This window comes from Actinacidiphila glaucinigra (assembly GCF_900188405.1).
In the GTDB taxonomy this organism is placed as follows: Bacteria; Actinomycetota; Actinomycetes; order Streptomycetales; family Streptomycetaceae; genus Actinacidiphila; species Actinacidiphila glaucinigra.
In genome coordinates, this window is the sequence record NZ_FZOF01000007.1 from 1 (window position 1) to 24,684 (window position 24,684).

General features: G+C 71.8%; 23 protein-coding genes, 1 rRNA gene, 1 pseudogene and 2 riboswitches. Of the genes and pseudogenes, 18 read left to right on the plus strand and 7 right to left on the minus strand.

The window, feature by feature from the left end:
- Positions 1-4: 4 nt before the first annotated feature.
- The 12 genes and pseudogenes from rrf (at position 5) to CHF15_RS16005 (ending at position 10,508) form a co-directional block, all read left to right on the plus strand.
- Positions 5-121, plus strand: a 5S ribosomal RNA gene (gene rrf / locus CHF15_RS15950).
- A gap of 118 nt (positions 122-239) precedes the next feature.
- Positions 240-848 carry a CDP-alcohol phosphatidyltransferase family protein gene (locus CHF15_RS15955; protein WP_089224473.1) on the plus strand — a complete coding sequence of 203 codons (609 nt, stop codon included), beginning with the start codon at positions 240-242 and terminating at the stop codon, positions 846-848.
- 140 nt (positions 849-988) lie between these two features.
- Positions 989-3,484 carry a mannose-1-phosphate guanyltransferase gene (locus CHF15_RS15960; protein WP_089224474.1) on the plus strand — a complete coding sequence of 832 codons (2,496 nt, stop codon included), beginning with the start codon at positions 989-991 and terminating at the stop codon, positions 3,482-3,484.
- A gap of 94 nt (positions 3,485-3,578) precedes the next feature.
- Entirely contained in the window at positions 3,579-4,520 is a 942-nt protein-coding gene (locus CHF15_RS15965) for a DUF881 domain-containing protein (RefSeq protein ID WP_089224475.1), read from the plus strand.
- A complete protein-coding gene (locus tag CHF15_RS15970) occupies positions 4,517-4,849 on the plus strand; it encodes a small basic family protein (RefSeq protein WP_003984969.1) in 333 nt (110 codons plus the stop codon). The genes CHF15_RS15965 and CHF15_RS15970 overlap by 4 nt, the downstream gene beginning before the upstream one ends.
- Positions 4,850-4,856: 7 nt before the next feature.
- Complete coding sequence (locus tag CHF15_RS15975) at positions 4,857-5,894, plus strand: DUF881 domain-containing protein (protein ID WP_089224476.1); 1,038 nt, start codon at positions 4,857-4,859, stop codon at positions 5,892-5,894.
- A 237-nt stretch (positions 5,895-6,131) separates the two neighbouring features.
- Positions 6,132-6,365, plus strand: a pseudogene (locus CHF15_RS45720) (FHA domain-containing protein); the annotation flags it as partial.
- Between the two features lie 3 nt (positions 6,366-6,368).
- The gene (locus CHF15_RS45725; protein WP_018558707.1) at positions 6,369-6,827 is read left to right on the plus strand and encodes an FHA domain-containing protein; all 459 of its coding nucleotides are present in this window, start codon (positions 6,369-6,371) and stop codon (positions 6,825-6,827) included.
- Between the two features lie 19 nt (positions 6,828-6,846).
- Positions 6,847-7,593: a transcriptional regulator FtsR gene (gene ftsR, locus CHF15_RS15990; protein ID WP_089224479.1), complete on the plus strand. Its 747-nt coding sequence runs from the start codon at positions 6,847-6,849 to the stop codon at positions 7,591-7,593.
- 88 nt (positions 7,594-7,681) lie between these two features.
- Entirely contained in the window at positions 7,682-8,155 is a 474-nt protein-coding gene (locus CHF15_RS15995; protein ID WP_018558705.1) for a bifunctional nuclease family protein, read from the plus strand.
- A 192-nt stretch (positions 8,156-8,347) separates the two neighbouring features.
- Positions 8,348-8,971 (plus strand): MerR family transcriptional regulator, encoded by a 624-nt coding sequence (locus tag CHF15_RS16000; RefSeq protein ID WP_026250925.1) that lies wholly within the window; start codon positions 8,348-8,350, stop codon positions 8,969-8,971.
- A gap of 79 nt (positions 8,972-9,050) precedes the next feature.
- Complete coding sequence (locus CHF15_RS16005) at positions 9,051-10,508, plus strand: DNA polymerase IV (protein WP_089224480.1); 1,458 nt, start codon at positions 9,051-9,053, stop codon at positions 10,506-10,508.
- On the opposite strand, the gene CHF15_RS16010 is transcribed toward CHF15_RS16005, so the two are convergent.
- On the minus strand, positions 10,421-10,801 hold the full coding sequence (locus tag CHF15_RS16010; protein ID WP_089224481.1) for a PRC-barrel domain-containing protein: 381 nt from the start codon (positions 10,799-10,801) through the stop codon (positions 10,421-10,423). The genes CHF15_RS16005 and CHF15_RS16010 overlap by 88 nt on opposite strands.
- Before the next feature lie 101 nt (positions 10,802-10,902).
- Positions 10,903-11,007: riboswitch (glycine riboswitch) on the plus strand.
- Positions 11,008-11,011: 4 nt separating this feature from the next.
- A riboswitch (glycine riboswitch) is annotated at positions 11,012-11,126 on the plus strand.
- Between the two features lie 39 nt (positions 11,127-11,165).
- On the opposite strand from CHF15_RS16010, the gene gcvP reads away from it, so the two are divergent.
- Entirely contained in the window at positions 11,166-14,051 is a 2,886-nt protein-coding gene (gene gcvP / locus CHF15_RS16015) for an aminomethyl-transferring glycine dehydrogenase (RefSeq protein WP_089224482.1), read from the plus strand.
- Between the two features lie 69 nt (positions 14,052-14,120).
- Here gcvP and CHF15_RS16020 read toward each other — a convergent pair whose 3' ends face one another.
- Together CHF15_RS16020 and CHF15_RS16025 are read right to left on the minus strand one after the other, a co-directional pair.
- The gene (locus CHF15_RS16020) at positions 14,121-14,327 is read right to left on the minus strand and encodes a DUF5999 family protein (protein WP_089224483.1); all 207 of its coding nucleotides are present in this window, start codon (positions 14,325-14,327) and stop codon (positions 14,121-14,123) included.
- Positions 14,328-14,575: 248 nt separating this feature from the next.
- The gene (locus CHF15_RS16025) at positions 14,576-15,166 is read right to left on the minus strand and encodes a hypothetical protein (RefSeq protein ID WP_089224484.1); all 591 of its coding nucleotides are present in this window, start codon (positions 15,164-15,166) and stop codon (positions 14,576-14,578) included.
- Positions 15,167-15,723: 557 nt separating this feature from the next.
- Here CHF15_RS16025 and CHF15_RS16030 point away from each other — a divergent pair.
- Entirely contained in the window at positions 15,724-17,220 is a 1,497-nt protein-coding gene (locus tag CHF15_RS16030; protein ID WP_089224485.1) for a glutamate--cysteine ligase, read from the plus strand.
- Positions 17,221-17,254: 34 nt separating this feature from the next.
- Positions 17,255-18,082, plus strand: coding sequence for a CPBP family intramembrane glutamic endopeptidase (locus tag CHF15_RS16035; protein ID WP_089224486.1), 828 nt, complete (start codon positions 17,255-17,257; stop codon positions 18,080-18,082).
- Between the two features lie 7 nt (positions 18,083-18,089).
- Here the strand turns inward: CHF15_RS16035 and CHF15_RS16040 are convergent, their stop codons facing one another.
- A complete protein-coding gene (locus CHF15_RS16040) occupies positions 18,090-18,917 on the minus strand; it encodes a PhzF family phenazine biosynthesis protein (RefSeq protein WP_089224487.1) in 828 nt (275 codons plus the stop codon).
- Between the two features lie 670 nt (positions 18,918-19,587).
- Between CHF15_RS16040 and tsaA the strand changes: the two genes are divergently transcribed.
- Positions 19,588-20,013 carry a tRNA (N6-threonylcarbamoyladenosine(37)-N6)-methyltransferase TrmO gene (tsaA, locus tag CHF15_RS16045; protein WP_089224488.1) on the plus strand — a complete coding sequence of 142 codons (426 nt, stop codon included), beginning with the start codon at positions 19,588-19,590 and terminating at the stop codon, positions 20,011-20,013.
- A gap of 53 nt (positions 20,014-20,066) precedes the next feature.
- On the opposite strand, the gene CHF15_RS16050 is transcribed toward tsaA, so the two are convergent.
- From CHF15_RS16050 to CHF15_RS16060, 3 genes are all read right to left on the minus strand, one after another.
- Positions 20,067-20,657 carry a TetR/AcrR family transcriptional regulator gene (locus CHF15_RS16050; RefSeq protein WP_089224489.1) on the minus strand — a complete coding sequence of 197 codons (591 nt, stop codon included), beginning with the start codon at positions 20,655-20,657 and terminating at the stop codon, positions 20,067-20,069.
- 82 nt (positions 20,658-20,739) lie between these two features.
- Positions 20,740-21,756, minus strand: a complete 1,017-nt coding sequence (locus CHF15_RS16055) for an alcohol dehydrogenase catalytic domain-containing protein (RefSeq protein ID WP_089224490.1) — start codon at positions 21,754-21,756, stop codon at positions 20,740-20,742.
- A 388-nt stretch (positions 21,757-22,144) separates the two neighbouring features.
- A complete protein-coding gene (locus CHF15_RS16060) occupies positions 22,145-22,324 on the minus strand; it encodes a hypothetical protein (RefSeq protein WP_089224491.1) in 180 nt (59 codons plus the stop codon).
- 220 nt (positions 22,325-22,544) lie between these two features.
- On the opposite strand from CHF15_RS16060, the gene CHF15_RS16065 reads away from it, so the two are divergent.
- Positions 22,545-22,733, plus strand: coding sequence for a hypothetical protein (locus CHF15_RS16065; RefSeq protein ID WP_089224492.1), 189 nt, complete (start codon positions 22,545-22,547; stop codon positions 22,731-22,733).
- 120 nt (positions 22,734-22,853) lie between these two features.
- Positions 22,854-24,539, plus strand: coding sequence for a cytochrome c biogenesis protein DipZ (locus CHF15_RS16070; protein WP_089224493.1), 1,686 nt, complete (start codon positions 22,854-22,856; stop codon positions 24,537-24,539).
- Positions 24,540-24,684 lie beyond the last annotated feature (145 nt).

Below are 24,684 nucleotides of genomic sequence, written 5' to 3' on the forward strand. Positions count from 1 at the left end.
GTGTTTCGGTGGTCATAGCGTTAGGGAAACGCCCGGTTACATTCCGAACCCGGAAGCTAAGCCTTTCAGCGCCGATGGTACTGCAGGGGGGACCCTGTGGGAGAGTAGGACGCCGCCGAACAATTCTTGTAAAGCCCGTCGCCGGAGCCTCTTCAGAGGCCCGGCGGCGGGCTTTTTCATGCCCTGATGTAAGGTCGGGTGGAATCATCGGAGCGTACGTTCAACAGGAGGGGCCCCCGGTGGAGGTCCAGGAGACAAGGGTGCAGACGGATCGCGTCTTCACGATCCCCAACATCCTGAGCATGGCACGGCTGTTGGGCGTGCCCGTGTTCCTGTGGCTCATCCTGTGGCCGGAGTTCGGGGGTCCGAAGGTCGACGGTTGGGCGCTGCTGGTGCTCGCCCTGAGCGGTGTCAGTGACTACCTGGACGGGAAGCTCGCACGCCGCTGGAACCAGATCAGCAGCCTCGGCAGGGTGCTGGACCCGGCCGCGGACCGGCTCTACATCGTCTCCACGATCATCGGCCTGACCTGGCGCGGGATCCTACCGTGGTGGCTGACGGCCATCCTGGTGGCGCGGGACGTCGTCATGGGCGTGATGATCCTGGTCATGCGCCGGCACGGCTGGGGTCCGCCGCAGGTCAACTTCATGGGCAAGGCCGCCACCTTCAACCTGATGTACGCCTTCCCGTTGCTGCTGCTGAGCGACGGCGACGGGTGGCTGAACACGCTCGCTGCTATTTTCGGATGGGCGTTCGCCGGATGGGGTACAACGCTGTATTGGTGGGCAGGGATCCTCTACGTGGTCCAGGTCCGCCGACTCGTCAGGGCGGACGCCACGGCCGATTGAGCCCGCGTACCCGGCAGGAGAGCCTCCGGCCGGGTGCCCCGCGCGTGACCGGCGGTCCGGGGGACCGCGACGGTCCGCGTAAGAGAGAGCACGGGTGACGTCGGCAAGACAGTCGTCTCTTTGAGGAGGACGCTTCCGACATGAAGGCCGTCGTGATGGCCGGCGGCGAAGGTACGCGCCTTCGCCCGATGACCTCGAGCATGCCCAAGCCGCTGCTGCCGGTCGTGAATCAGCCGATCATGCAGCACGTGCTCAAGCTGCTCAAGCGGCACGGTCTGACCGAGACCGTGGTGACCGTGCAGTTCCTCGCCTCCCTCGTCAAGAACTACTTCGGCGACGGCGAGGAACTCGGCATGGAGCTCACCTACGCGAACGAGGAGAAGCCACTCGGCACCGCCGGCAGCGTCAAGAACGCCGAGGACGCACTCAAGGACGATTCGTTCCTGGTGATCTCGGGTGACGCCCTGACCGATTTCGACCTCACCGAGCTGATCAACTTCCACAAGGAGAAGGGCGCGCTCGTCACGGTCTGCCTGACCCGGGTGCCCAACCCCCTGGAGTTCGGCATCACCATCGTCGACGAAGAGGGCAAGGTCGAGCGCTTCCTCGAGAAGCCGACCTGGGGCCAGGTCTTCTCGGACACGGTGAACACCGGCATCTACGTCATGGAGCCCGAGGTCTTCGACTACGTCGAGCCCGATGTCTCCGTGGACTGGTCCGGTGACGTCTTCCCGCAGCTGATGAAGGAGGGCAAGCCCATCTACGGCTACATCGCCGAGGGCTACTGGGAGGACGTCGGCACCCACGAGAGCTACATCAAGGCGCAGGCGGACGTCCTCGAGGGCAAGGTGGACGTCGACCTCGAGGGCTTCGAGATCTCTCCCGGTGTCTGGGTCGCCGAGGGCGCGGAGGTGCACCCGGACGCGACGCTGCGCGGTCCCCTGTACGTCGGCGACTACGCCAAGGTCGAGGCCGGGGCCGAGCTGCGCGAGCACACGGTGATCGGCTCGAACGTCGTCGTGAAGTCCGGCGCCTTCCTGCACAAGGCCGTCGTCCACGACAACGTCTACATCGGGCCCCAGACCAATCTGCGCGGCTGCGTCATCGGCAAGAACACCGACGTCATGCGTGCGGCGCGGATCGACGACGGCGCGGTCATCGGCGACGAGTGCCTGATCGGCGAGGAGTCGATCATCGCGGGCGACGTCCGGGTGTACCCGTTCAAGACCATCGAGGCCGGCGCCTTCGTGAACACCTCGGTCATCTGGGAGTCCAGGGGCCAGGCGAACCTCTTCGGCGCGCGGGGCGTCTCCGGCATCCTCAACGTGGAGATCACCCCGGAGCTGGCGGTGCGTCTCGCGGGCGCGTACGCGACGACGCTGAAGAAGGGCGCCACCGTCACCACCGCCCGTGACCACTCCCGTGGTGCGCGTGCGCTCAAGCGAGCGGTGATCTCGGCGCTCCAGGCCAGCGCGATCGACGTGCGCGACCTGGAGAACGTGCCGATGCCCGTGGCGCGGCAGCAGACCGCCCGCGGCAGCGCCGGCGGCATCATGATCCGGACGAGCCCCGGCATCCCCGACTCGGTCGACATCATGTTCTTCGACGAACGCGGCGCCGACCTGTCGGCGGCCGGGCAGCGCAAGCTGGACCGCGTCTTCGCGCGCCAGGAGTACCGCCGTGCGTTCCCCGGTGAGATCGGCGACCTGAACTTCCCGGCGAGCGTCTTCGACTCCTACACCGGCGCGCTGCTGCGGGCCGTGGACACCTCGGGCATCGCCGAGGCGGGCCTGAAGGTCGTGGTCGACGCCGCGAACGGCAGCGCGGGCCTGGTCCTGCCGAGCCTGCTCGGCCGGCTCGGGGTGGACTCGCTGACGATCAACCCCGGTCTGAACGAGGCCAGGCCGACCGAGACCGCGGACAGCCGGCGGGCCGGCCTGGTCCGGCTCGGGGAGATCGTGGCGTCCTCGCGGGCCGCCTTCGGCGTGCGTTTCGACCCGGTGGGCGAGCGGCTGTCGCTGGTGGACGAGCGCGGCAAGATCATCGAGGACGACCGGGCCCTGCTGGTCCTGCTCGACCTGGTCGCCGCCGAGCGGCGCAGCGGCCGGGTGGCGCTCCCCGTGACGACGACACGCGTCGCCGAGCAGGTCGCGGCGTACCACGGCACGCAGGTGGAGTGGACGACGACCTCGCCGGACGACCTCACCCGGGTCGGCCGGCAGGACTCGACCATCTTCGGCGGTGACGGCAAGGGTGGCCTCATCGTCCCGGAGTTCAGCAGTGTCTTCGACGGCGCGGCGGCCTTCGTGCGGCTGATCGGCCTGGTGGCCCGTACGCAGCTCACCCTGAGCCAGATCGACGCCCGTATCCCGCGCGCCCACGTCCTCAAGCGGGACCTGGCGACACCGTGGGCGGTCAAGGGCATGGTGATGCGCCGCGTGGTCGAGGAGGCGGGCGACCGGAGCGTCGACACCACCGACGGCGTGCGCGTGGTCGAGGCGGACGGCCGCTGGGTGATGGTGCTGCCCGACCCGGCCGAGGCGGTCACCCACCTGTGGGCGGAGGGCCCGGACGACGCCTCCGCGCAGGCACTGCTCGACGAGTGGGCGGGGATCGTGGACAGCGCGGGCCGCTGATCCCGCCCCTGCGACGGCTCACGGGCCCCTCCCGACGCGACGAACGGCGCGTCGGGAGGGGCCCGTTCGAGGTCGGTGGCGGGGACGTGCGACGATGTGCGGCATGCCGCAGCAGCACCCCGATCGGAGCAGCGCCCCTGGGAGGGCCGTGACCCGGCGCCCGGACGCCTCCATGTCGCTGCTGAACAACGTCATGGAGCACAGCCTCGACGACGGGTACGCCGAGGCCGCCGCCCGCCGGGGCGCGACGGGTACGTCCCGTCTGCCCGGGACCCTGCGGGGCCGGCTGGTGCTGGCGCTGGGCCTGGTGCTGGCCGCCGTGGTGGTCACGGTAGGCGCTGCGCAGACGCAGGTGGCGGCCCCGACACTGGCCAAGGAGCGGCAGAAGCTCATCGACCGCATCGAGTCCGAGACCCGCACCGCCGACGAGCTGCAGAAGAGCGTGGACGAGCTGCGCGACGATGTTGCGGCCAGGCAGCGGCAGGCGCTCAACGACCAGGACGGCGAGGCGGAGCGCGTGGCGCTGCTCGCCGGGGCGACGCCGGTCGCGGGGCCGGGGATCGAGCTGGAGGTCAACGACGCCAAGGAGGCATCGTCGGGCGGCGGCAACGATCCGCGTACGACCAGTGACTTCTCGGACACCGGCCGTGTGCGCGACCGGGACATGCAGCGCGTCGTCAACGGCCTGTGGGCGTCGGGGGCGGAGGCCATCTCCATCAACGGGCAGCGTCTGACGTCGTTGTCGGCCATCCGTGCCGCGGGTGACGCCATACTGGTCGACAACCGGCCGCTGGTACCGCCCTACACGGTCCTGGCGATCGGGGACCCGCAGAAGCTGAGCACGTCCTTCCTGGACAGTGCGGACGGGCAGTACCTGCACGTCCTGCAGGAGAACTACGGGATCCGTACGCGCATCTCCGAGAAGGAGAAGCTGGAACTGCCCGCGGCTCCGAGCCTGATCATCCGCTCCGCGACCCCGGTCCCGTCGACCGGGCCGTCGTCGAGCGCATCCGGAAATGGGAAGGGTACGCATTGATCGCCGTACTGGGCCTGATCGTTGGAGTGGTGGTGGGCCTGGTGGTCCGCCCCGTGGTGCCGACGGTGGTCGAGCCCTACCTCCCGATCGCCGTGGTCGCCGCGCTCGACGCCGTCTTCGGCGGTCTGCGGGCCATGCTCGACGGGATCTTCGACGACAAGGTCTTCGTGGTCTCCTTCCTCTCCAACGTCGTCGTGGCCGCGCTGATCGTCTTCCTGGGCGACAAGCTGGGGGTGGGTGCGCAGCTCTCCACGGGTGTGGTCGTCGTCCTCGGTATCCGCATCTTCTCCAACGCCGCGGCCATCCGCCGCCATGTCTTCCGGGCGTGACAGCACGATGAGCGACGAGAGCGACCAGACGCCGGAGCGCCCGCAGTCCTCGCGCCCCGGCACTCCTGGCGAGCCCGCGGAACCCCGGAGGCCGGCGGAGCACCCCGGGCCCGAGCGGCCCGAGCGGCCCGAGCGGCCCGAGCCGCCCTTCCGCCCCGAGCCGCCCTTCCGCCCCGAGCCGTTCCAGCGCCCCGAGCTCCCGGCCCGCCCGGAGCTGCCCGCCGCCGGACCGATGCCGCCCACCGTGCCGGCGGACGCGGAGCCTTCCGCGCCGGGCCGGCAGCCGTCGCCGGACGCGGGGGAACCCGCGGGCCCGGCGCCCGGCGTGACCGGCCGGCAACGCCTCAAGGCGGGGCTGTGGCCGCCGCGGGTGTCGCGGGCCCAGCTGATCGTCGCGCTGCTGCTGTTCGTGCTGGGCCTCGGCCTGGCCATCCAGGTCCGCTCGACCAGCGACACCAGCGCGCTGCGCGGCGCCCGCCAGGAGGACCTGGTGCGCATCCTCGACGAGCTGGACAACCGCTCGCAGCGGCTGGGCGACGAGCGGCGGCGCCTGGAGGAGCAGCGCACGGAGCTGGAGAACAGCTCCGACCAGGCCGAGGAGGCCCGCAAGCAGACCGAGCAGAAGGCCGAGCAGCTCGGGGTGCTGGCCGGCACGGTCGCCGTCGAGGGTCCCGGGATCACGCTGACCGTCAACGACCCCCAGGACGCGGTCGAGGCCGACATGCTCCTCGACGCGCTCCAGGAGCTGCGCGCCGCGGGAGCGGAGGCGATCCAGATCAACGACGTGCGCGTCGTCGCCGACACCTACTTCACCCAGGGGTCGGGCGGGGTGCAGATCGACGGGCACAAGGTGAACGCGCCGTACCGCTTCAAGGTCATCGGTAATCCACAAGATCTCGAACCCGCCCTGAACATCCCGGGCGGCGTGGTACAGACTCTGGAGAAGGAGCAGGCCACAGCGGACGTGGCGCGATCGGAGAAGATCGTTGTCGACGCCTTGCGGCCGTCCGAGCAGCCTGACTACGCTCAGTCGTCAACCCGGTGATGCGGGGGCGAGTGGGGTATGCGGGGGAGGACGGGAGAATGCGGGGGGTCGCCGCACCGTTGGGGTGGTGCGTGAGAGAAACTGTGTGTTGGTCGTGACTGAGGGTTCGTCCTGCCCCACGGGCGGGTCTGTGTCGTTCAAGGGGAATCGCCCGTGAAGTTGTTCGGTAAGTGGTTCGGCAAGAGTTCGCGTCCGGCTGGTGACAGCCCTACCGCGCGTCACCGCGCGCCGCGGCACGTGCAGGGGGAGGGACCGGGCGAGGAGCGCCCGCTGTTCCGTGACGAGGCCGCTGCTCCGGGCGGTGACATTTCGGGCGGTCATGGTGCGGTTTCTGTTGACCCTGCGGCTGCGGGGCGCATAGGTTTCCAGCAACCATCAGCCTCTAGCACGGGTGGAGGGTCCTTGCCGGTCTGTGCGCGGTGCGGGTTCCAGAACGCGGAAGCGAGTCGTTTCTGCTCCAACTGCGGCGCGCCGTTGCGTGCCGGGGTTCCGTCCGAGCGTGCCTCCGAGACCACGTCCACGATCTCCATCTCCGGGATCGAGGCGTACGAGGCCGAGGCGACGGGACAGACCGTGCTGCCGGCGCTCTCCCCGGAGGCCCAGGCCGCGGTCGACGCGCTGCCCCCGGGCTCCGCGCTGCTGGTGGTGCGCCGTGGCCCCAACTCGGGGAGCCGTTTCCTCCTGGACGGTGAGCTGACCACGGCCGGCCGTCACCCGGAGAGCGACATCTTCCTGGACGACGTCACGGTCTCGCGGCGTCACGTGGAGTTCCGGCGCCAGCAGGACGGTTCCTTCACGGTCTCCGACGTCGGCAGCCTCAACGGCACCTACGTCAACCGCGAGCGGATCGACTCGGTGACCTTGTCCAGCGGCGACGAGGTACAGATCGGCAAGTACCGACTGGTCTTCTACGCGAGCCAGTGGGGCGCCTGACCCCCGCGAGGGAAGGTTCATGCTTCTTACACCGTCGGGCGGTGCCGGCAACGGCACCGCCACCGCGGACGACCGGCTGCTGAGCATCGGAGCGGTGCTCAACGAGTTGCGGGAGGAGTTCCCCGAGGTCACCATCTCCAAGATCCGCTTCCTGGAGGCGGAGGGGCTGGTGGAGCCGCAGCGCACTCCGTCGGGATACCGGAAGTTCACCGTCCGGGACGTGGAGCGGCTCGGGCATGTGCTGCGCATGCAGCGCGACCACTATCTTCCGCTCAAAGTGATCCGCGAGCACGTCGACGCCCTCGACCGCGGTGAGCCGCTGCCGCTGCCCGTCCCGTCCTCCGGGGAGTCCCGGGAACTGATCGAGGTCGGCCCGGTGGAACGGGAGGCGCCGCCGGCGCTGCGCATCGGCCGGGACGAGCTGCTGGCCGCGACGGGCGCCGAACCGGGTGAGCTCGCCCAGTGGGAGGCGTACGGGCTGGTGGAGGCCGGTACCGACGGCGACTACGACGCCGAAACGGTGAACATCGCCAAGATCGTGGCCGATCTGGGACGCTTCGGGCTCGAGCCGCGGCACTTGCGCGCGATGAAGGCCGCCGCCGAGCGTGAGGCCGGTCTGGTGGAGCAGGTGGTCGCGCCCCTGCGCAGGCACCGCAATCCGCAGACCAGGACGCACGCGGAGGCCACCGCGCGGGAGCTGGCGGCGCTGTCGGTCCGGTTGCACGCGGCGCTGGTGCAGTCCGCGCTCAGGGTGCGGCTCTTCTGAGCCGACGTGGCCAGGACACGCCCGGTCGGTGACCGGCCGGGCCTGTCCCGACTACCCAAACCTGCCGGGCACGGCCTAGGGTTGCTGTGTGAACGAGCTCGACGTCGTGGGTGTCCGGGTCGAAATGCCCTCCAACCAGCCGATTGTGCTCCTGCGGGAAGTGGGAGGCGACCGCTACCTGCCCATCTGGATCGGGCCGGGGGAGGCCACCGCCATCGCTTTCGCGCAGCAGGGCATGACGCCCGCGCGGCCGCTGACCCATGATCTGTTCAAGGACGTGCTCGAGGCCGTCGGCCAGACGCTGACCGAGGTCCGCATCACCGACCTGCGTGACGGCGTCTTCTACGCCGAGCTGGTGTTCGCCAGTGGCGTGGAGGTGAGCGCCCGTCCCTCGGATGCCATAGCGCTGGCGTTGCGCACCGGAACCCCGATCTACGGGAGCGACGGTGTGCTGGACGACGCCGGCATCGCCATTCCCGACGAGCAGGAGGACGAGGTCGAGAAGTTTCGCGAGTTCCTCGACCAGATCTCGCCCGAGGACTTCGGCACCAGCAGCCAATGAGGGCCCGCCGAGGCCATTCGTCCAGCCCTACCCTCGCCGTGGACACGGAAAACCACCTCTGGGGTTGATATCACTCGGCGTGCCGAGCGTGGCGATCGTTGACGCACCCGGAGTGACTGCCTACCGTCGAGATGGAAAGTCCCGATGGCACGTGCGCGTGCCCTGAGGGGTGCGAAGGGACGGGAGGTCGGCGTGAGAAGCACCGGCGACGGTACGGCCTTTGGCGGCCCGTATCCGATGCGCGGGGCCTTGGCCCGCAACGCCGCGACGCCCCCCGGAGGGGGTTCGGGCGACACCTCGGGACAGCTGCCGGAGGGGGCCGGCGAACGGGTCGGCTATCGGGGGCCCACCGCCTGCGCGGCGACCGGCATCACCTACCGCCAGCTGGACTACTGGGCGCGGACCGGGCTCGTGGAGCCCAGCATCCGGCCCGCGTACGGCTCGGGGACACAGCGGCTGTACAGCTTCCGGGACGTCGTGGTCCTCAAGATCGTCAAGCGGCTCCTCGACACGGGTGTGTCCCTGCAGAACATCCGCACCGCCGTGCAGCACCTGCGGTCCAGCGGGCCCGCGGAACTCACCCGTATGACGCTGATGAGCGACGGTGCGACGGTGTACGAGTGCACCTCGCCGGACGAGGTCGTCGACCTGCTCCAGGGCGGCCAGGGGATCTTCGGGATCGCCGTGGGCGTGGTGTGGCGGGACGTCGAGGGCGCCCTGTCGCAGCTGCACTCCGAGCGGGTCGACACCGGGGAGACCCTGGTCGGCCACAACCCGGGCGACGAGCTGGCGCGGCGCCGCAACCGCGCGGGCTGACCGGCCGGGCCCGACGCGCCACCCATCCGCCGTACACATGTACGGCGGATGTCGGAGCCGTGGTGCACCATCGATGACTGTGAGAAGCGCGCCGACCATCCTCCACCTCGACATGGACGCGTTCTTCGCCGCCGTCGAACAGGCCGCGAAGCCGAGTCTGCGGGGCAAGCCGGTCGTCGTGGGGGGTGTCGGGCCGCGCGGGGTGGTGGCGACCGCGTCGTACGAGGCCCGGGTGCACGGGGTGCACTCGGCCATGGCGATGGCCCATGCGCGCAGGCTGTGCCCGAACGCCGCCTACCTCGTTCCGCGCTTCGCGGTCTACCGGCAGATCAGCGACGTCGTCATGGAGTTGTTGTCGCGGCTTTCGCCGCTGGTCGAGCCGCTCAGCCTGGACGAGGCCTTCGTGGATCTGGAGGCGGGCGGGATCGCGGACGACCCGCGCGGCGTGGGGGAGCGGCTGAGGGCGGAGATCAAGGCGGCGACGGGGCTCACCGGCTCGGTGGGGCTCGCGGGTTCCAAGCTGCTCGCCAAGATCGCCTCGGAGCAGGCCAAGCCGGACGGGCTGGTGCTCATCGAGCCCGGCACCGAGCGTGAGCTGCTGGCCCCCATGCAGGTGCGCACGCTGCCCGGCGTGGGTCCCGCGACGGCGGAGCATCTGCGGCGGGCGGGCATCCTCACGGTCGGCGAGGTGGTGGAGGCGGGGGAGGCCGAGCTGGTGCGGCTGCTCGGCAAGGCGCACGGCGCCCATGTGCACGGGATGGCCCTGGGGGTCGACGAGCGGCCCGTGGTCGCCGACCGGGAGAGCAAGTCGGTCTCGGTCGAGGACACCTTCGACGTGGACCTCACCGACCGGGTACGGGTCCGGCTGGAGGTGGACCGGCTCGCCGACCGCTGCGTGCGCAGGCTGCGCTCCGCGGGCCGCTCGGGCCGCACGGTGGTGCTGAAGGTGCGGCGCTACGACTTCACGACGCTGACCCGCTCGGAGACCCTGCGCGCCCCGACCGACGACCTGGCGGTGGTGCGGGAGACCGCGGCTCGGCTGCTGGAGGCCGTCGACATCACCGGCGGCGTCCGGCTGCTCGGGGTCGGTGTCGCCGGGCTCGCCGACTTCACGCAGGAGGACCTGTTCGCCCAGGCGGCGGAACGGGACGAGGAGAACGCCGCGGACGAGGATCCCGGCGCGTCGCGGGCGGCGCCGGAGCGGCCCGCGGAGGAGGCCCGGGAGCCCGGGCCGGGGGAGCGGCGCTGGGTGCCCGGCCAGGACGTGCGGCACACCGAGTACGGCGCCGGGTGGGTGCAGGGCAGCGGCGTCGGCAGGGTCACCGTGCGGTTCGAGGAGCCGGGATCGGCGGCGCCGGGACGGGTGCGCACCTTCGCGGTGACCGATACGGAGCTGGAGCCGTCCGAGCCGCTCCCGCTGGTGTTACCGGGCCTGCCGGGGCTCCCGCGTCAGCTGTCGCCGGCCAGCGTGCCGAAGTCGCGGTCCGGCGGGGGCTCCGGCAAGGGGCCGGACAGCGAGGGGCCGCTCATGCCGTAGTGGTGGTAGAGCTGGAGCTCCTGCTCGGGGGAGAGGTGCCGGCCCACGCCGAAGTCCGGGGCGTCCTTGATCAGTGCCTTGTCGAACGGCACGCGCAGCTCTTCCCCGGTGAACTCGCTCGGCTCCAGCGGCACGAACGCGTCGCGGCTGAAGAGACCGGTGCGCACCGCGGCCCATTCGGGTTCCCCGGTGGCGTCGTCGAGGTACACCTCGTCGACGGTGCCGATCTTCATCCCGTTGCGGTCGAAGGCCCTGCGTCCGATGAGGCTGCGCGGATCGATGCCGGTCTGCACGGTCCCTCCAACTGGTCGCGATTAATCCTATTTAGGCACGAAAGGTGGCGGCTGTCACATGACCCGTTCCCTGACCGCGCTGGTACGCTGACAGCGGCTGCTGACCCCTTGCGGGAGAGTCCTGGCGACGCGGGGAACCGCACGTCGGGCGCCGAAGGAGCAAACCCTCCCCGGAATCTCTCAGGCATCCGTACCGCATGGGCGAGGTCACTCTGGAAAGCAGGAAAGGGCGGCACAAACCGTGCGCGGCTCCTTCCTCACCGACGGTGAAAGCCGTCCCGGCGCGTGTGCGGGACGGTGAAGCTCTCAGGTTCAGATGACAGAGGGGGAGGCCGTGTCGCGCCAGACCAGGAGGCCTCCGCTGATGACCGCCAACCGCATCCCACTCTCCGAGCTGGAGCGCGGCATCCCCTTCGAGCAGCGTCACATCGGGCCCGACGCCGGTGCGCAGGCCAAGATGCTCGCGCAGGTCGGCTACGGCTCGCTGGACGAGCTGACCGCCGCAGCCGTCCCGGACGCCATCAAGAGCGCCGAGGCGCTCGGCCTGTCCGGCGCCCGCACCGAGCCCGAGGTCCTCGCCGAGCTGCGTTCGCTCGCCGACCGCAACCAGGTGCTGCGGCCCATGATCGGCCTCGGCTACCACGGCACCTTCACCCCGCCGGTCATCCTGCGCAACGTCATGGAGAACCCCGCCTGGTACACGGCGTACACGCCCTACCAGCCGGAGATCTCCCAGGGCCGCCTGGAGGCCCTGCTGAACTTCCAGACGGTCGTCGCCGACCTCACCGGGCTGCCCACCTCCGGTGCTTCGCTGCTCGACGAGGGCACCGCGGCCGCCGAGGCGATGGCGCTCGCCCGCCGCGTCGGCAAGGTCAAGGACGGCGTCTTCCTGATCGACGCCGACGCCTTCCCGCAGACCGTCGCCGTGATCGAGACCCGCGCCGAGCCGACCGGTGTCGAGGTCGTCGTCGCCGACCTCAGCGACGGCATCCCGGCGGAGATCGCCGAGCGCGGCGTCTTCGGTGTGCTGCTGCAGTACCCGGGCGCCTCCGGCGCGGTGCGCGACCTCAAGCCGGTCGTCGAGCAGGCCCACGGAATCGGCGCGATCGTCACCGTCGCCGCCGACCTGCTGGCCCTGACCGTGCTCACCTCCCCGGGCGAGCTCGGCGCCGACATCGCGGTCGGCACCACCCAGCGCTTCGGCGTGCCCATGGGCTTCGGCGGCCCGCACGCCGGTTACATGGCCGTCCGCGACACGTACGCCCGCAGCCTGCCGGGCCGACTGGTCGGTGTCTCCGTCGACGCCGACGGCGACAGGGCCTACCGCCTGGCGCTGCAGACCCGTGAGCAGCACATCCGCCGCGAGAAGGCCACCAGCAACATCTGCACGGCGCAGGTGCTGCTCGCCGTCATGGCCGGGATGTACGCGGTCTACCACGGCCCCGACGGCCTGGCGCAGATCGCCCGCCGCACCCACCGCTACGCCGCGGTCCTCGCCGCCGGCCTGCGCGCCGGCGGCGTCGAGGTGACCACCGGCGCCTTCTTCGACACCGTCACCGCCCGTGTGCCCGGCCGTGCCGCCGAGGTCGTGGCCGCCGCCCGCGAGGCCGGGGTCAACCTGCGCGAGGTCGACGCCGACCTGGTCGGCATCGCCTGCGACGAGACCACCGGCCGCGCCGATCTCGCCGCGGTCTGGGGTGCCTTCGGCGTGACCGCCGACGTCGAGTCCCTCGACGCGGCCACCGAGGACGCGCTGCCCGCCGGCCTGGCCCGCGGTGTGGACTACCTGACCCACCCGGTCTTCCACCAGCACCGCTCCGAGACCGCGATGCTGCGCTACCTGCGCCGCCTCGCCGACCGCGACTACGCGCTGGACCGCGGCATGATCCCGCTGGGCTCCTGCACCATGAAGCTCAACGCGACCACCGAGATGGAGCCGGTCACCTGGCCCGAGTTCGGCGCGATGCACCCCTTCGCGCCGGCCGACCAGGCCGAGGGGTACCTGACCCTCATCCGTGAGCTGGAGGAGCGCCTCGCCGAGGTCACCGGCTACGACAAGGTCAGCCTCCAGCCGAACGCCGGCTCCCAGGGCGAGCTCGCCGGCCTGCTGGCCGTCCGCGCCTACCACCGCGCGAACGGCGACAGCCGGCGCACGGTCTGCCTCATCCCGTCCTCCGCGCACGGCACCAACGCCGCCAGCGCCGTGATGGCCGGTATGAAGGTCGTCGTCGTCAAGACCGCCGGCGACGGCGAGGTCGACGTCGAGGACCTGCGGGCCAAGATCGAGCAGCACCGCGAGGAACTCGCCGTGCTCATGGTCACCTACCCCTCCACGCACGGTGTCTTCGAGGAGCACATCGGCGACATCTGCGCCGCGGTGCACGACGCGGGCGGCCAGGTCTACGTGGACGGCGCGAACCTCAACGCCCTGGTGGGCCTCGCGAAGCCCGGCCACTTCGGCGGCGACGTGTCGCACCTGAACCTGCACAAGACCTTCTGCATCCCGCACGGCGGCGGCGGCCCCGGCGTGGGCCCGGTCGCGGTCCGCGCCCACCTCGCCCCGTACCTGCCCAACCACCCGCTCCAGCCGTCCGCCGGCCCGGAGACGGGCGTCGGCCCGATCTCGGCCGCGCCGTGGGGCTCGGCGGGCATACTCCCGATCTCCTGGGCGTATGTGCGCCTCATGGGCGGCGAGGGCCTCAAGCGCGCCACCCAGGTCGCCGTGCTCAGCGCGAACTACATCGCCAAGCGCCTGGAGCCGCACTTCCCGGTGCTCTACACCGGTCCCGGCGGGCTGGTCGCGCACGAGTGCATCATCGACCTGCGCCCGCTGACCAAGGAGACGGGCGTGACGGTCGACGACGTGGCCAAGCGCCTGATCGACTACGGCTTCCACGCGCCGACGATGTCGTTCCCGGTGGCCGGGACGCTGATGATCGAGCCGACGGAGAGCGAGAACCTCGCGGAGCTGGACCGCTTCTGCGACACGATGATCGCGATCCGCGCCGAGGTCGAGCGGGTCGGCTCGGGGGAGTGGCCCAAGGAGGACAACCCGCTGCGCAACGCCCCGCACACGGCCGCGGCCCTGGGCGGCGACTGGGAGCACCCGTACTCCCGTGAGGAGGCGGTCTTCCCCGCCGGTGTGTCGGCCGCGGACAAGTACTGGCCGCCGGTCCGCCGCATCGACGGCGCCTTCGGCGACCGCAACCTCGTCTGCTCCTGCCCCCCGCTCGAAGAGTACGACGCGTAAGGGCGGTTGACGCTCAAGGGTCGGCCCCGCTGCGACAGCGGGGTCGGCCCTGTGTCGTTCCCGGCCCGGTCAGGCCGCCGTGACGATGTGCTCGCTGCCGAGCGGGCGGTGCGGGGCGATGATCCGCCCGTCGGGGAGGAGCTCACCGGTGTCCTCGAAGAGGAGGACGCCGTTGCACAGCAGGCTCCAGCCCTGCTCGGGGTGGCTGGCCATGATGTGGGCGGCCTCGCGGTCGGGGCTGCCGGCGGACGGACACTGCGGCTGGTGCGGGCACATGGACGACGTCTTTCGCTGCGAGTGGTGTGAAGTACGGCTGCCTTGGGTAGGAACCTCAGTCATGCCGCTCCCCCGTTCAGTCGGTCGGTCCCAGTGTTGCTCTACTGAGGGATTTCCGCAGGGATTTCGCGTGAGCTGTCCTCGTTAGTTGGGGACGCATTCACTCGCGCGGGCGGTTGCCCGGACAATGCAACGCCTCCGTGACCGGACGGTCACGGAGGCGTGCGGGGTCGCCCCAGCCGGGAGTCTCAGGCGGTGGTGCCCAGCAGTGGTGGCGGAGCCAGCCGCAGGGTGAGCACCGGCACCAGGTCGGAGAGCCGGTGCATGCGGTGCGCGGCGATCCCCGGCGGGGCCGGCGCCAGCGGGATCAGCAGGTCGGAAGGGGCCGGCTGCGCGGTGCCCGCGTCGGACGCGACGTCCGCGTGCAGCCACAGCGTCAGCATGTACAGCCCCGGTACCGAGAGCAGGTGCGGCTGGTAAGGGGTGGTGAGCGCGTCGGCCTGGCGCAGCGCGCGCTCGGTGGAGGCAAGGTAGGGGCCCTCGCAGAAGTGCGAGAACGCCCAGCCGTCCGGGGTGTCCACCGTCTCGCCCGCGGCGGCCACCTTCTCGCCGGTACGGATGTGGAAGCGCCAGCCGGTCAGTCGCGCGCGCGGCAGTCCTCCCGGTTCGGTGATCACGGGGTCGAGGACGTGCAGCGGGAGCGGGTGCTCGGCGACCAGCGGCCCCGTGGCGTTGCGCAGCGAGGGGGTGCGGGCCTCGCGTACCGCGGTGGGGGAACTCAGGGCGGCGAGAACGCTCCGCAGGGCGGGAGCGGGGGCTGGGGCTACCTGCAGCGGCATGGTGGGCGGCCTCTCATGAGGAGACACGGGGGGTGCTCGGCGGGGTGCGGACAGCACTGTCAGCGATGGAGCAGACGACACGGCGGCAGGCCGGGACAGCCCGGATCCGTGAGGCGCGTGGGGGCGGCGACGAACGGAATCAGCGTGGGCATGCGGATCCCTTCCCGTGGCCGGTGCGTCGCGGGCGCGCGGCGGGTCGCGGAGGCTCTGCCTGTGAACGAAGGATATACGAGGTGTGTTCGCGCAGTGTTTCATCTAGCCGTCAGTGATATTACGGGCAAGGCGGTTCCAGGACACCCTGGGCAGGTAATTGCTCCCCGATTGCGCCGTCGCCCACGCCGTGAACTGCGCTTTCCGCGTTACTGCGGATGGCTGAATCTCGTCGGTGTTTTTCACGAGAGGGCCGCCGCCGGCATGTGAATTCCGTACATGCCCGCGGAATGTGCCGCGAGACGGTGCTCGTGGCCAGCTTAGCGGCTCCGGCGCGGGGCCGGGGGCCTTATCGATCTCAGGGCTGGGCATGATGTGATCACGGCCCACTCGAGGAAGGACCTCCGATGGGGGAAAAGGTCGCGGCCACGGGGTTCGACCTGGCCGACCGCCAGCGGTACCGCAGGAAGCTCAAGCAGTGCCTGCTGGGGTTGGAGCGACTGCTGGAGGAGAAGCGGTTCGACCGCCCCCGCAATCTCATGGGGCTGGAGATCGAACTCAATCTCACCGACCGCGACGGGCTGCCGCGCATGATGAACGAGGAGGTCCTCGAGCGCATCGCGAGCCGCGATTTCCAGACCGAGCTCGCACAGTTCAACATTGAGGTGAACATCGCGCCGCACCGGCTTTCCGGCCGGGTCCTGGACCGTCTCGCCGAAGAGTTGCGCATGGGTCTGGGATATGCCGAGGGAAAGGCCCGCGAGGTCGGCGCGCGCATCGTGATGGTGGGAATCCTGCCCACCCTCGGCGCGCAGGACCTGGTCGGTGCCAATCTCTCCCGCGTCGACCGCTACATGCTGCTGAACGACCGCATCCTGGCCGCCCGCGGCGAGGACATCACCCTCGACATCTCGGGGGTGGAGCGGCTGACCTGCGTCTCCGGCTCGATCGCCCCGGAGGCCGCGTGCACCTCGATGCAGATGCACCTCCAGGTCACCCCCGCGCGCTTCGCCGCGGTGTGGAACGCCGCGCAGGTGGTGGCCGGCCCGCAGGTCGCGCTCGGCGCCAACTCCCCGTTCCTGTTCGGCCGTGAGCTGTGGCGGGAGACCCGTCCCACCCTCTTCCAGCAGGCCACCGACACCCGGCCCGAGGAGCACCGGGCCCAGGGCGTGCGCCCGCTGACCTGGTTCGGCGAACGCTGGATCGACTCCGCGTACGACCTCTTCGCGGAGAACGTGCGCTACTTCCCCTCCCTGCTGCCCATCTGCGAGGACGAGGACCCGCTGCACGTCCTCGACGAGGGCGGGGTGCCGCAGCTGAAGGAACTCACGCTGCACAACGGCACGATCTACCGCTGGAACCGCCCGGTGTACGCGGTCGTCGACGGCGTGCCGCACCTGAGGGTGGAGAACCGGGTGATGCCCGCCGGGCCCACCGTCGCCGACGTCCTCGCCAACACCGCCTTCTACTACGGGCTCGTCCGCTCCCTCGCCGAGGCGTCGCGCCCCGTGTGGAGCCGGCTGCCGTTCGCGGCCGCCGAGGCGAACTTCGACGCCGCGTGCCGGTACGGCATCGACGCGGTGTTCACCTGGCCCCGGCAGGGGCGCGGCAGCGGTCTCGTGGAGATCGGTGCCGTCGAACTCGTCCTGGACGAACTGCTGCCGATGGCCGCCGCCGGACTGGACGCGTGGGGGATCGACCCGGTGGACCGGGACCACTACCTCGGCATCATCGAGGGCCGCTGCCGCAACCGCATGAACGGCGCCGAGTGGCAGGCCGTCGCCTTCCACCAGGAGCTGGACCGCGGGCTGGACCGGCAGCGGGCGCTGGCCGCGATGACCCTGCGCTACTGCGAGCTGATGCACACCGGCGCCCCCGTGCACGAGTGGCCGCGGCAACGCTGAGCCGCCGCCCGTGCCATCGCGCCGATGAGGCAGGATGGCGCGGGTGGAGGCAACTGTGGACGGTAATTCGGCGGAGCCGGGCGGGTCCCGGGCCGGGTCGGTGGAGCGGCTCGCCCCGCGGGCGCTGCGCAGCGAGACCCTCCTGGTGCTCGCGCTGTCGCTCGGGGCGAGCGCGCTCGCGGCACTGATCAGCTTCGTCGGGTCGCTGACCAAGCCCGGTGGGCTCAAGGACCAGGCGGCCACCCTCGTCGGCTCGCAGGCGCCGGGCCGTCCGTGGCTGGACCTGTCCTGGCAGCTGTTCGGCGTCGCCACCGCGCTCGTCCCGGTCGCACTCGTCGCCCATCTGCTGGCCCGCGAGGGCACGGGGATGCCGGCCATCGGGTTCGACCTGCGGCGTCCGCGGACCGACCTGCTGCGCGGCGCCGCCCTGGCCGCGGCCATCGGCGGCACCGGGCTGCTGTTCTACCTGGGCGCGCGCGCCTCCGGGTTCAACCTGACGGTCGTGCCGGAGTCGCTGCCCGACGTCTGGTGGAAGATCCCCGTGCTGATCGCCTCCGCGATCCAGAACGCCGTGCTCGAGGAGGTCGTCGTCGTCGGCTATCTCCTGCGCAGACTGGACCAGTTGGGCTGGACCCCGGTCGGCGCGCTGGTGGCCAGCAGTGTGCTGCGCGGCTCGTACCACCTGTACCAGGGCATCGGCGGGCTCATTGGGAACATGGCGATGGGCGTCGTCTTCGTGCTGCTCTACCGGCGCTGGGGCCGGGTGGGGCCGCTGGTGGCGGCCCACGCGCTCATCGACATCGTGGCCTTCGTGGGCTACGCCCTGCTCGCCGGGAAGGTCGGCTGGCTGCCGACCGCCTGAGGCCGACCTACGGGTGGGCGTGCAACTCGCCGTCGATCACGGTGACGGCACGGCCGCTGAGCCGCACGCGGTCGCCGCTGAGCACCGTGCGCACCAGGCCGGAACGCGCCGAGGCCTGCAGCCCGGTGAGTTCGTCGCGGCCCAGACGCCGTGACCAGAATGGGGCCAGCGCGGTGTGGGCGCTGCCGGTGACCGGGTCCTCGTCGATGCCGAGGGCGGGGAAGAAGCCGCGCGAGACGAAGTCGTAGCCGGTCGTCGCCGGGGACTCGGCGGCCGCGGTCACGATCAGGCCGCGGCGGGAGGGCAGCGCGGCGACGGCGGCGATGTCGGGCGTGAGCGCCCGTACGGTCCTCTCGTCGACGACCTCGACCATCAGGTCGCCCACGTCGTCGCCGGTCTCGTGCACCGACAGGACGTCGGCGCCGATCGCCGCGGAGATCTCGCCCGTGACGACGACCGAGGTCAGCGGGGCGACCGGGAAGTCCATGGTGATGGTGCCGTCGTCGGCGGCGGTCGTGGTGAGGACGCCGCAGCGGGCGCTGAACCGCACCGGGCCGCGGGCGGCGCCCGTGCTGTGCAGGATGTGCGCGGTGGCGAGGGTCGCGTGCCCGCACATGTTCACCTCGGCCCTGGGGGTGAACCAGCGCAGGGCCCAGTCCGCGTCCTGGGCGCCCGGCGTGGGATGGGCGAACGCGGTCTCGGAGAGGTTGACCTCGGCGGCCACCCGCTGGAGCCAGCCGTCCTCGGGGAAGCTGTCCGCGTCCAGCAGCAGCACGCCCGCGGGGTTGCCGGCGAAGGGGCGGTCGGTGAAGGCGTCGACGATACGGATCCGCATGTCGCGAGCCTACGGACGCGCGGACGCGAGCGGCCAGGGCCAATCGAGGGGGCGTGGCCCGCGCGGCGGGTGCCGCCGCCGGCTCCGCGTCCCAACCGGGTGCGCCTCCGGCCGGCTTGAGGCGGTGGAGGCGGATGCGGCCCGTGGTCCCCTCTCAGGCGGGCTGCGCGTCCTCGAGCATCGGGCGGACCAGGGAGGCGTGCGCGGCGAGCACGGCACGGCAGCGCGCGCGTTCCGGATGATCGGCGTCCGGCCCCAGAGGCGCACCGCGCGCTCGCCGCCCGGATCGACCGGCTCGGCGAGTTCGGCCGCGACGGCGACGAGGTCGGCCGGCGCTGAGCGCACCGGGACGTCCGGATCGGGGGCGGCGCGTTCGTCGAGCAGCGCGTGGAGGAGGGCGGGCAGTTCCGCGGAGAGCCGGGGAGGTCGGCCCACGGCACCTCGTCGCAGCCGCGCAGCGCGGGGTGCGTCGCACCGTCCCGCCCGGCGTCCGGACGGTCGCGGAGGAATCCCGCCGCCACCATGGCCTCCTTGGCCGCGGTGTCGATCACGCACATGGTGGTCCGCCTTCGGCTGTGTGATGCAGGATCACCACTGTGTCCTGTCCGGGCCGTTCGACGGCACGGACCAGGGGTGCGATGGCACATCGTGACGCCGGAGGAGGTGGCGGATGGACGGGGCGCCGGAGTCGGAGTACGTCCTGCGGGCCGTGGGGTACGTCGAGTCGCCGTTGCGGAGCCGGGACGAGGCGCCGAAGCAGGGGGACGAAGGGTCCCCGGAGGCGTGGCTGGTCTTCGAGCCCGGCGTCGCCCGGGCGTTGCGCGGGCTGCGGGCCGGCATGGACGTGGTCGTGCTGACCTGGCTGGACCGGGCCCGCAGGGACGTACTGGAGGTACGGCCGCGTGGAGACCGGGAACGGCCGCTCACCGGGGTGTTCGCCACGCGGTCGCCGGACCGGCCGAACCCGGTCGGGTTGCACCGCGTCCGGGTCGTCGAGGCGGACGGCCTGCGGTTGCGGGTGCGGGACCTGGAGGCACTGGACGGCACGCCCGTCCTGGACGTGAAGCCGGTGCTCGAACGGCCGGGCGATCGTTGACGGGATGGTGCCCGGTCGCCGGGGGCGGCCGGGCACCATCGAGTCGTCACACCTCAGGACGTGCCTGGCGGCGGGGTGAGCATCGTCCCGAAGACCGTGTCGAAGAAGTCCTCGAAGGCCTCGCCCGACCGGCCGGAACGCGCGGCGATCAGCGTTCCCTCCCAGGCGTTGAGCACGAACCGCGCCGTCCGCTCGGTGTCGAGGTCCGCCCGCAGGTCGCCGGCCCGCTGCGCCTCGGCGAGCGCGCCGGCGATCAGCGAGGCCCACAGGCCGAGGGACGTGCGGACGCCCGCGCGGATCGTCTCGCTGTGGTCGCCGATCTCTGCGCCGAAGTTGCCGAACATGCAGCCCCGGGTGAAGTCCGCGTCCGCGGTCTCTTCGCGCAGGAACTCGAAGTGCGCGCGCAGCCGGGCCAGCGGCGGGGTGCCGGGTTCCGCCAGTTCGTGCGTCCGAAGGCCCGCGCCGTAGCGGTCGAGCGCGACGAGGGCCAACGACTCCTTGCTGTCGAAGTGGTTGTAGAACGACCCCTTCGGTACGCCGGCCGCGTCCGTGATGTCCTTCACGCCCGCGGCGTTGTACCCCTTCGCGTGGAACTGCGCGACCGCCGCGTCGACGATCGCCTCGCGCATGCTCTGCCGGGCCATGGCGCCACCTCCTCCGCACCGCAATATGGCCGGTCGTCTCCCGCCTGTCAAAAATACACCCGGCAGGGCAGGCCCCGCCGGGTCAGGCCGCGGTGTCCAGCACGACCCGGAAGCGGGCCTTTCCGGACATCATGTGCGCGTACGCCTCGGGTGCCTGGGACAGGGGCATCGTCTCGATCATCGGGCGGATGCCGGAGCGCGAGCTGAACTCGAGGTTGTCCTCGTTCTCGATCGCCGAGCCGGTCAGGCTGCCGGTGATGGTGCGCGGGCCGAAGATCAAGTCGGGCGTGGCGACGGTGAGCGGGTCCATGGAGACGCCGACGACGACCATGTGCCCGCGCGCGGCGAGTCCGGGGACCAGCGGCGTCATCGAGGGGCCGCTCGCCGCCGTGGCGACGATGGCGTCCGCGCCGCCCAGCTTGCGGAGCTCGGCCCCGGGGTCCTGTGCCGAGCTGTCGATGTAGTGGCTCGCGCCGAGTTCGAGGGCGAGCCTCTCCTTCTCCTTGCCGCGGGCGATGGCGGCCACGCGGTAGCCGAGCCGGGCGGCGTACTGGAGGCCCAGGTGGCCGAGGCCGCCGATGCCCTGGATCGCCACGAGCCCGCCGGGCCGGACGTGCAGCCGGCTCAGGGCGCTGAAGGTCGTGAGGCCGGCGCAGAGCAGCGGGGCCGCGAGGGCGGGGGAGAGCTCGTCCGGCACCCGGACCAGGCCGCTGCTGCGGGCGATCACCACCTCGGCGTAGCCGCCGTCGGTGGTGGTGCCGGTCTGGGGCTGGTCGGCGCAGTTGACGAAGTCGCCGCGGCGGCAGGGCGTGCACTCGCCGCAGTGGCCGCCCAGGAAGCCCACGCCCACCCGGTCGCCGACGCTCCAGGCGCTCACGCCCTCGCCGACGGCGTCGATGACGCCGACGACCTCGTGGCCGGGGACCACCGGCTGCGACGGGTCGGCCCGCAGGCCCTCCACGGCGAGCGCGTCGGAGTGGCAGACGCCGCAGCTCTCCACCCTCAGCCGGACGTGCCCGGCGGGCGGGTCGACGATCTCGCGGGTGACGAGTTCGAAGTTGCGGGCGCCTGTGACCTCGAATGCGCGGTACGTGGACATGGTTCTCCTCGATGGGTCGACCGGTGGGGTTGGGGGTGGCCGGGCGGGACGCCACAGCGGCGGCGGCGCCGGCCGCGGCGCAGGCCGCACGCGTCGCGCCGGAGCGACGGGTGGACCTGCGCCGGAAGACCAATATGACCGGTCGTCTCAAATGCGTCAAGCGCCACCGGCGCGCCCGGACGCGTCCCGGGCGTGACGGCACCGGCCCGCCCCGACGGTGGTCGGGACGGGCCGGTGGGGGGTATCGGGGGCGGGGTGGGTCAGACGACCTGGGCGAAGCAGGCCGCGCTCACGGCTGCCGCGAGCACCATCAGGGACGCTGCCAGGAGGGGCTTGGGGACACGCATGGGAAGGCCTCCGTCTTCTCGGCCGGCGGGACCGGCGCGGTTCACAGGCAGTAGCGGACGAGCCACTCGTCGGCGCTGTACACGCGCCGGGCCGGGTCGGGTGCCGTGGCCGGGGTCTCCTGGACCATCTGGTCGGGCCGGATGCGCTCCGGGAGCTTGCCGAACCGGGCCCTGCGCGCAGTCGCGGCGGCATCGGGCGTCTTGTGTTGCGTGGGTGGCATCGCGTCGTCTCCTCCGCGGGCGGGGTGTCGTTTCCGTCGACGATGTCCCCCAGGCTGTCACCTGTCAAGGGGGTGATTCGTCTCATATGTAGCAGGGGTGGTCGACGTCTGGAGTGATGCGTCACCTGTTTGACAGGTGATGAATGGCTCTGTCACAGTCGTCACCATCCGGACAGGTGATGTTCCGGGCCGTGCCCGGGACATGCGAGAAAGGCCGATCGTGACCGAGACGAACCACATCGCGGTCGTCACCGCCGCCGGAGAGCGCCGCGACGGCCGGGCGACCGGTCCGGAGCAGTCGCCGGCCGGGGGATCGGCGCCGTGCTGCCCGGGCGCGGCCGCCCACCCGATCCGCCCCTGCTCCACGGCGCTCGCCGTCCCGGTGAACGCCGGGGCCACCGCCGTCTGAGGCCGTGCCCGCCGCCGCCCACCGAGGCGGCACCGTCCGTCCGCGTCGTGCCGGGGCCCAGGCTTCCGGCGCCCGCCGTTCCCCCGGGGCCGTTCGTGAGAGCCCTGTCCGGAGGTCGTCTTGCTCACCCTGCTGCTCATCGGGCTGGTCGGCGGATTCGTCACCGCCGTCTCCCCGTGTGTGCTCCCCGTACTGCCCCTGGTCTTCCTCTCGGGCGGGGTCCCGGCGTCCGGGAAGGGGGCGGAACCGGCGCGCAGAAGCCGGCCGTACGCGGTGATGGCCGGACTGGTCGTCAGCTTCAGCCTCATCACGCTGTTCGGCACCCTCGTGCTCGGCGCCCTGCCGGTGCCGCCGGACATCCTGCGGTGGGTGGGGCTCGGGGTGCTGCTCCTGCTGGGCGTGGCCATGATGTTCCCGGCCGTGCAGGACCTGCTGGAGCGCCCGTTCGCGCGGATCGGGCAGCGGCGCGTCGGGGGCGGCCGCGGCGGGTTCCTGCTGGGACTCGTCCTCGGGACGGTGTACGTGCCCTGCGCCGGTCCCGTGCTCGCCGCGATCGCCGTCGCCGGCGCCACCCACCGGATCGGCCCGGGGACGGTCGTGCTCGCCGTCGCCTTCGCGGTCGGCACCGCGATTCCGCTGCTCTTCTTCGCGCTGGCCGGCCGGAGGGTGGGCGAGCGGGTGCGCGCGTTCCGCGAACGGCAGCGCGGGGTGCGGTTCGCCGCCGGACTGACCTTCGTCGTGCTCGCCTTCGGCCTCACCTTCAACCTCACCGACGTCGTGCAGCGTGCCGTCCCCGACTACACCTCCCGCGTCAACGACGCGATCGCCGGCCCCGGCCTCCCGGGCGGGCACGGCACCTCCGGCTCGCGGGAGTTGCGCTCCTGCGCGGAGGAACCCGAGGCCGTCCTCCTGGACTGCGGCGCGGCGCCGGAGATATCGGGAATCCAGCAGTGGCTCAACACGCCGGGCGACGCGCCGCTGACGAAGAAGTCACTGGCCGGCAAGGTCGTCCTCGTCGACTTCTGGGCCTACTCCTGCATCAACTGCCAGCGGGCCATCGAGCACGTCGGCGCCTGGTACGAGAACTACCGGTCCGACGGCCTCGTGGTCATCGGCGTGCACACGCCCGAGTACGCCTTCGAGCGCGTCCCCGGCAACATCGCGGCGGGCGCCCGGCGGCTCGGTGTCGACTACCCGGTGGCGCTGGACAACGACTACGCGACCTGGGACAACTTCGGCAACCAGGCCTGGCCCACCCAGTACCTGATCGACGCCCGCGGCACGGTCCGACACGTCGCCGTCGGCGAGGGCGGCTACGGCGGCACCGAGTCGCTGATCCGGCGCCTGCTCGCCGACGCCCGCCCCGGCGTCGCACTGCCGCCGCCCACGGACGTCCCCGACGACACCCCGACGGACCAGAGGCAGACCCCGGAGATCCCGCTGGGGGCGGGCCGCAGTGCCGCCGTGGTGAACGGACCCGTGACCACGGGCACCGGTGAGTTCGCCCGCCCGGAGGCGCTCCTTCCCGGCCAGGCCGCCCTGACCGGGACCTGGCAGGCGGGCGCGGAAGCGGTCACCAGCGGGCGGAACGCCGGGATCACGCTGGACTTCTTCGCCCGCGACGTCTACCTCGACGTCGGTGGCACCGGAACGGTCACCGCGACCCTGGACGGGCGCACCACCACCCTCCCTGTCTCCGGCGCCCCCGGTATCCGCCGTGTGGTGAGCGGGAGTTCGGCCCGCCAGGGTGTCCTGACGCTGAAGCTCTCGCCCGGGCTCAGCGCCTACTCCTTCACCTTCGGCTGACCGGCCGGCCGTCGGCCTGCCGTACCGCCACCGCCCCCGGCCGTGACACGGCCGGGGGCGGTGGCGCGCGGACGGCGCGCGGACGACGGAACGGGGCGGATCGAGGGCACGGCACCAGTGATGGTGCCGTGCCCTCGATCCGCCC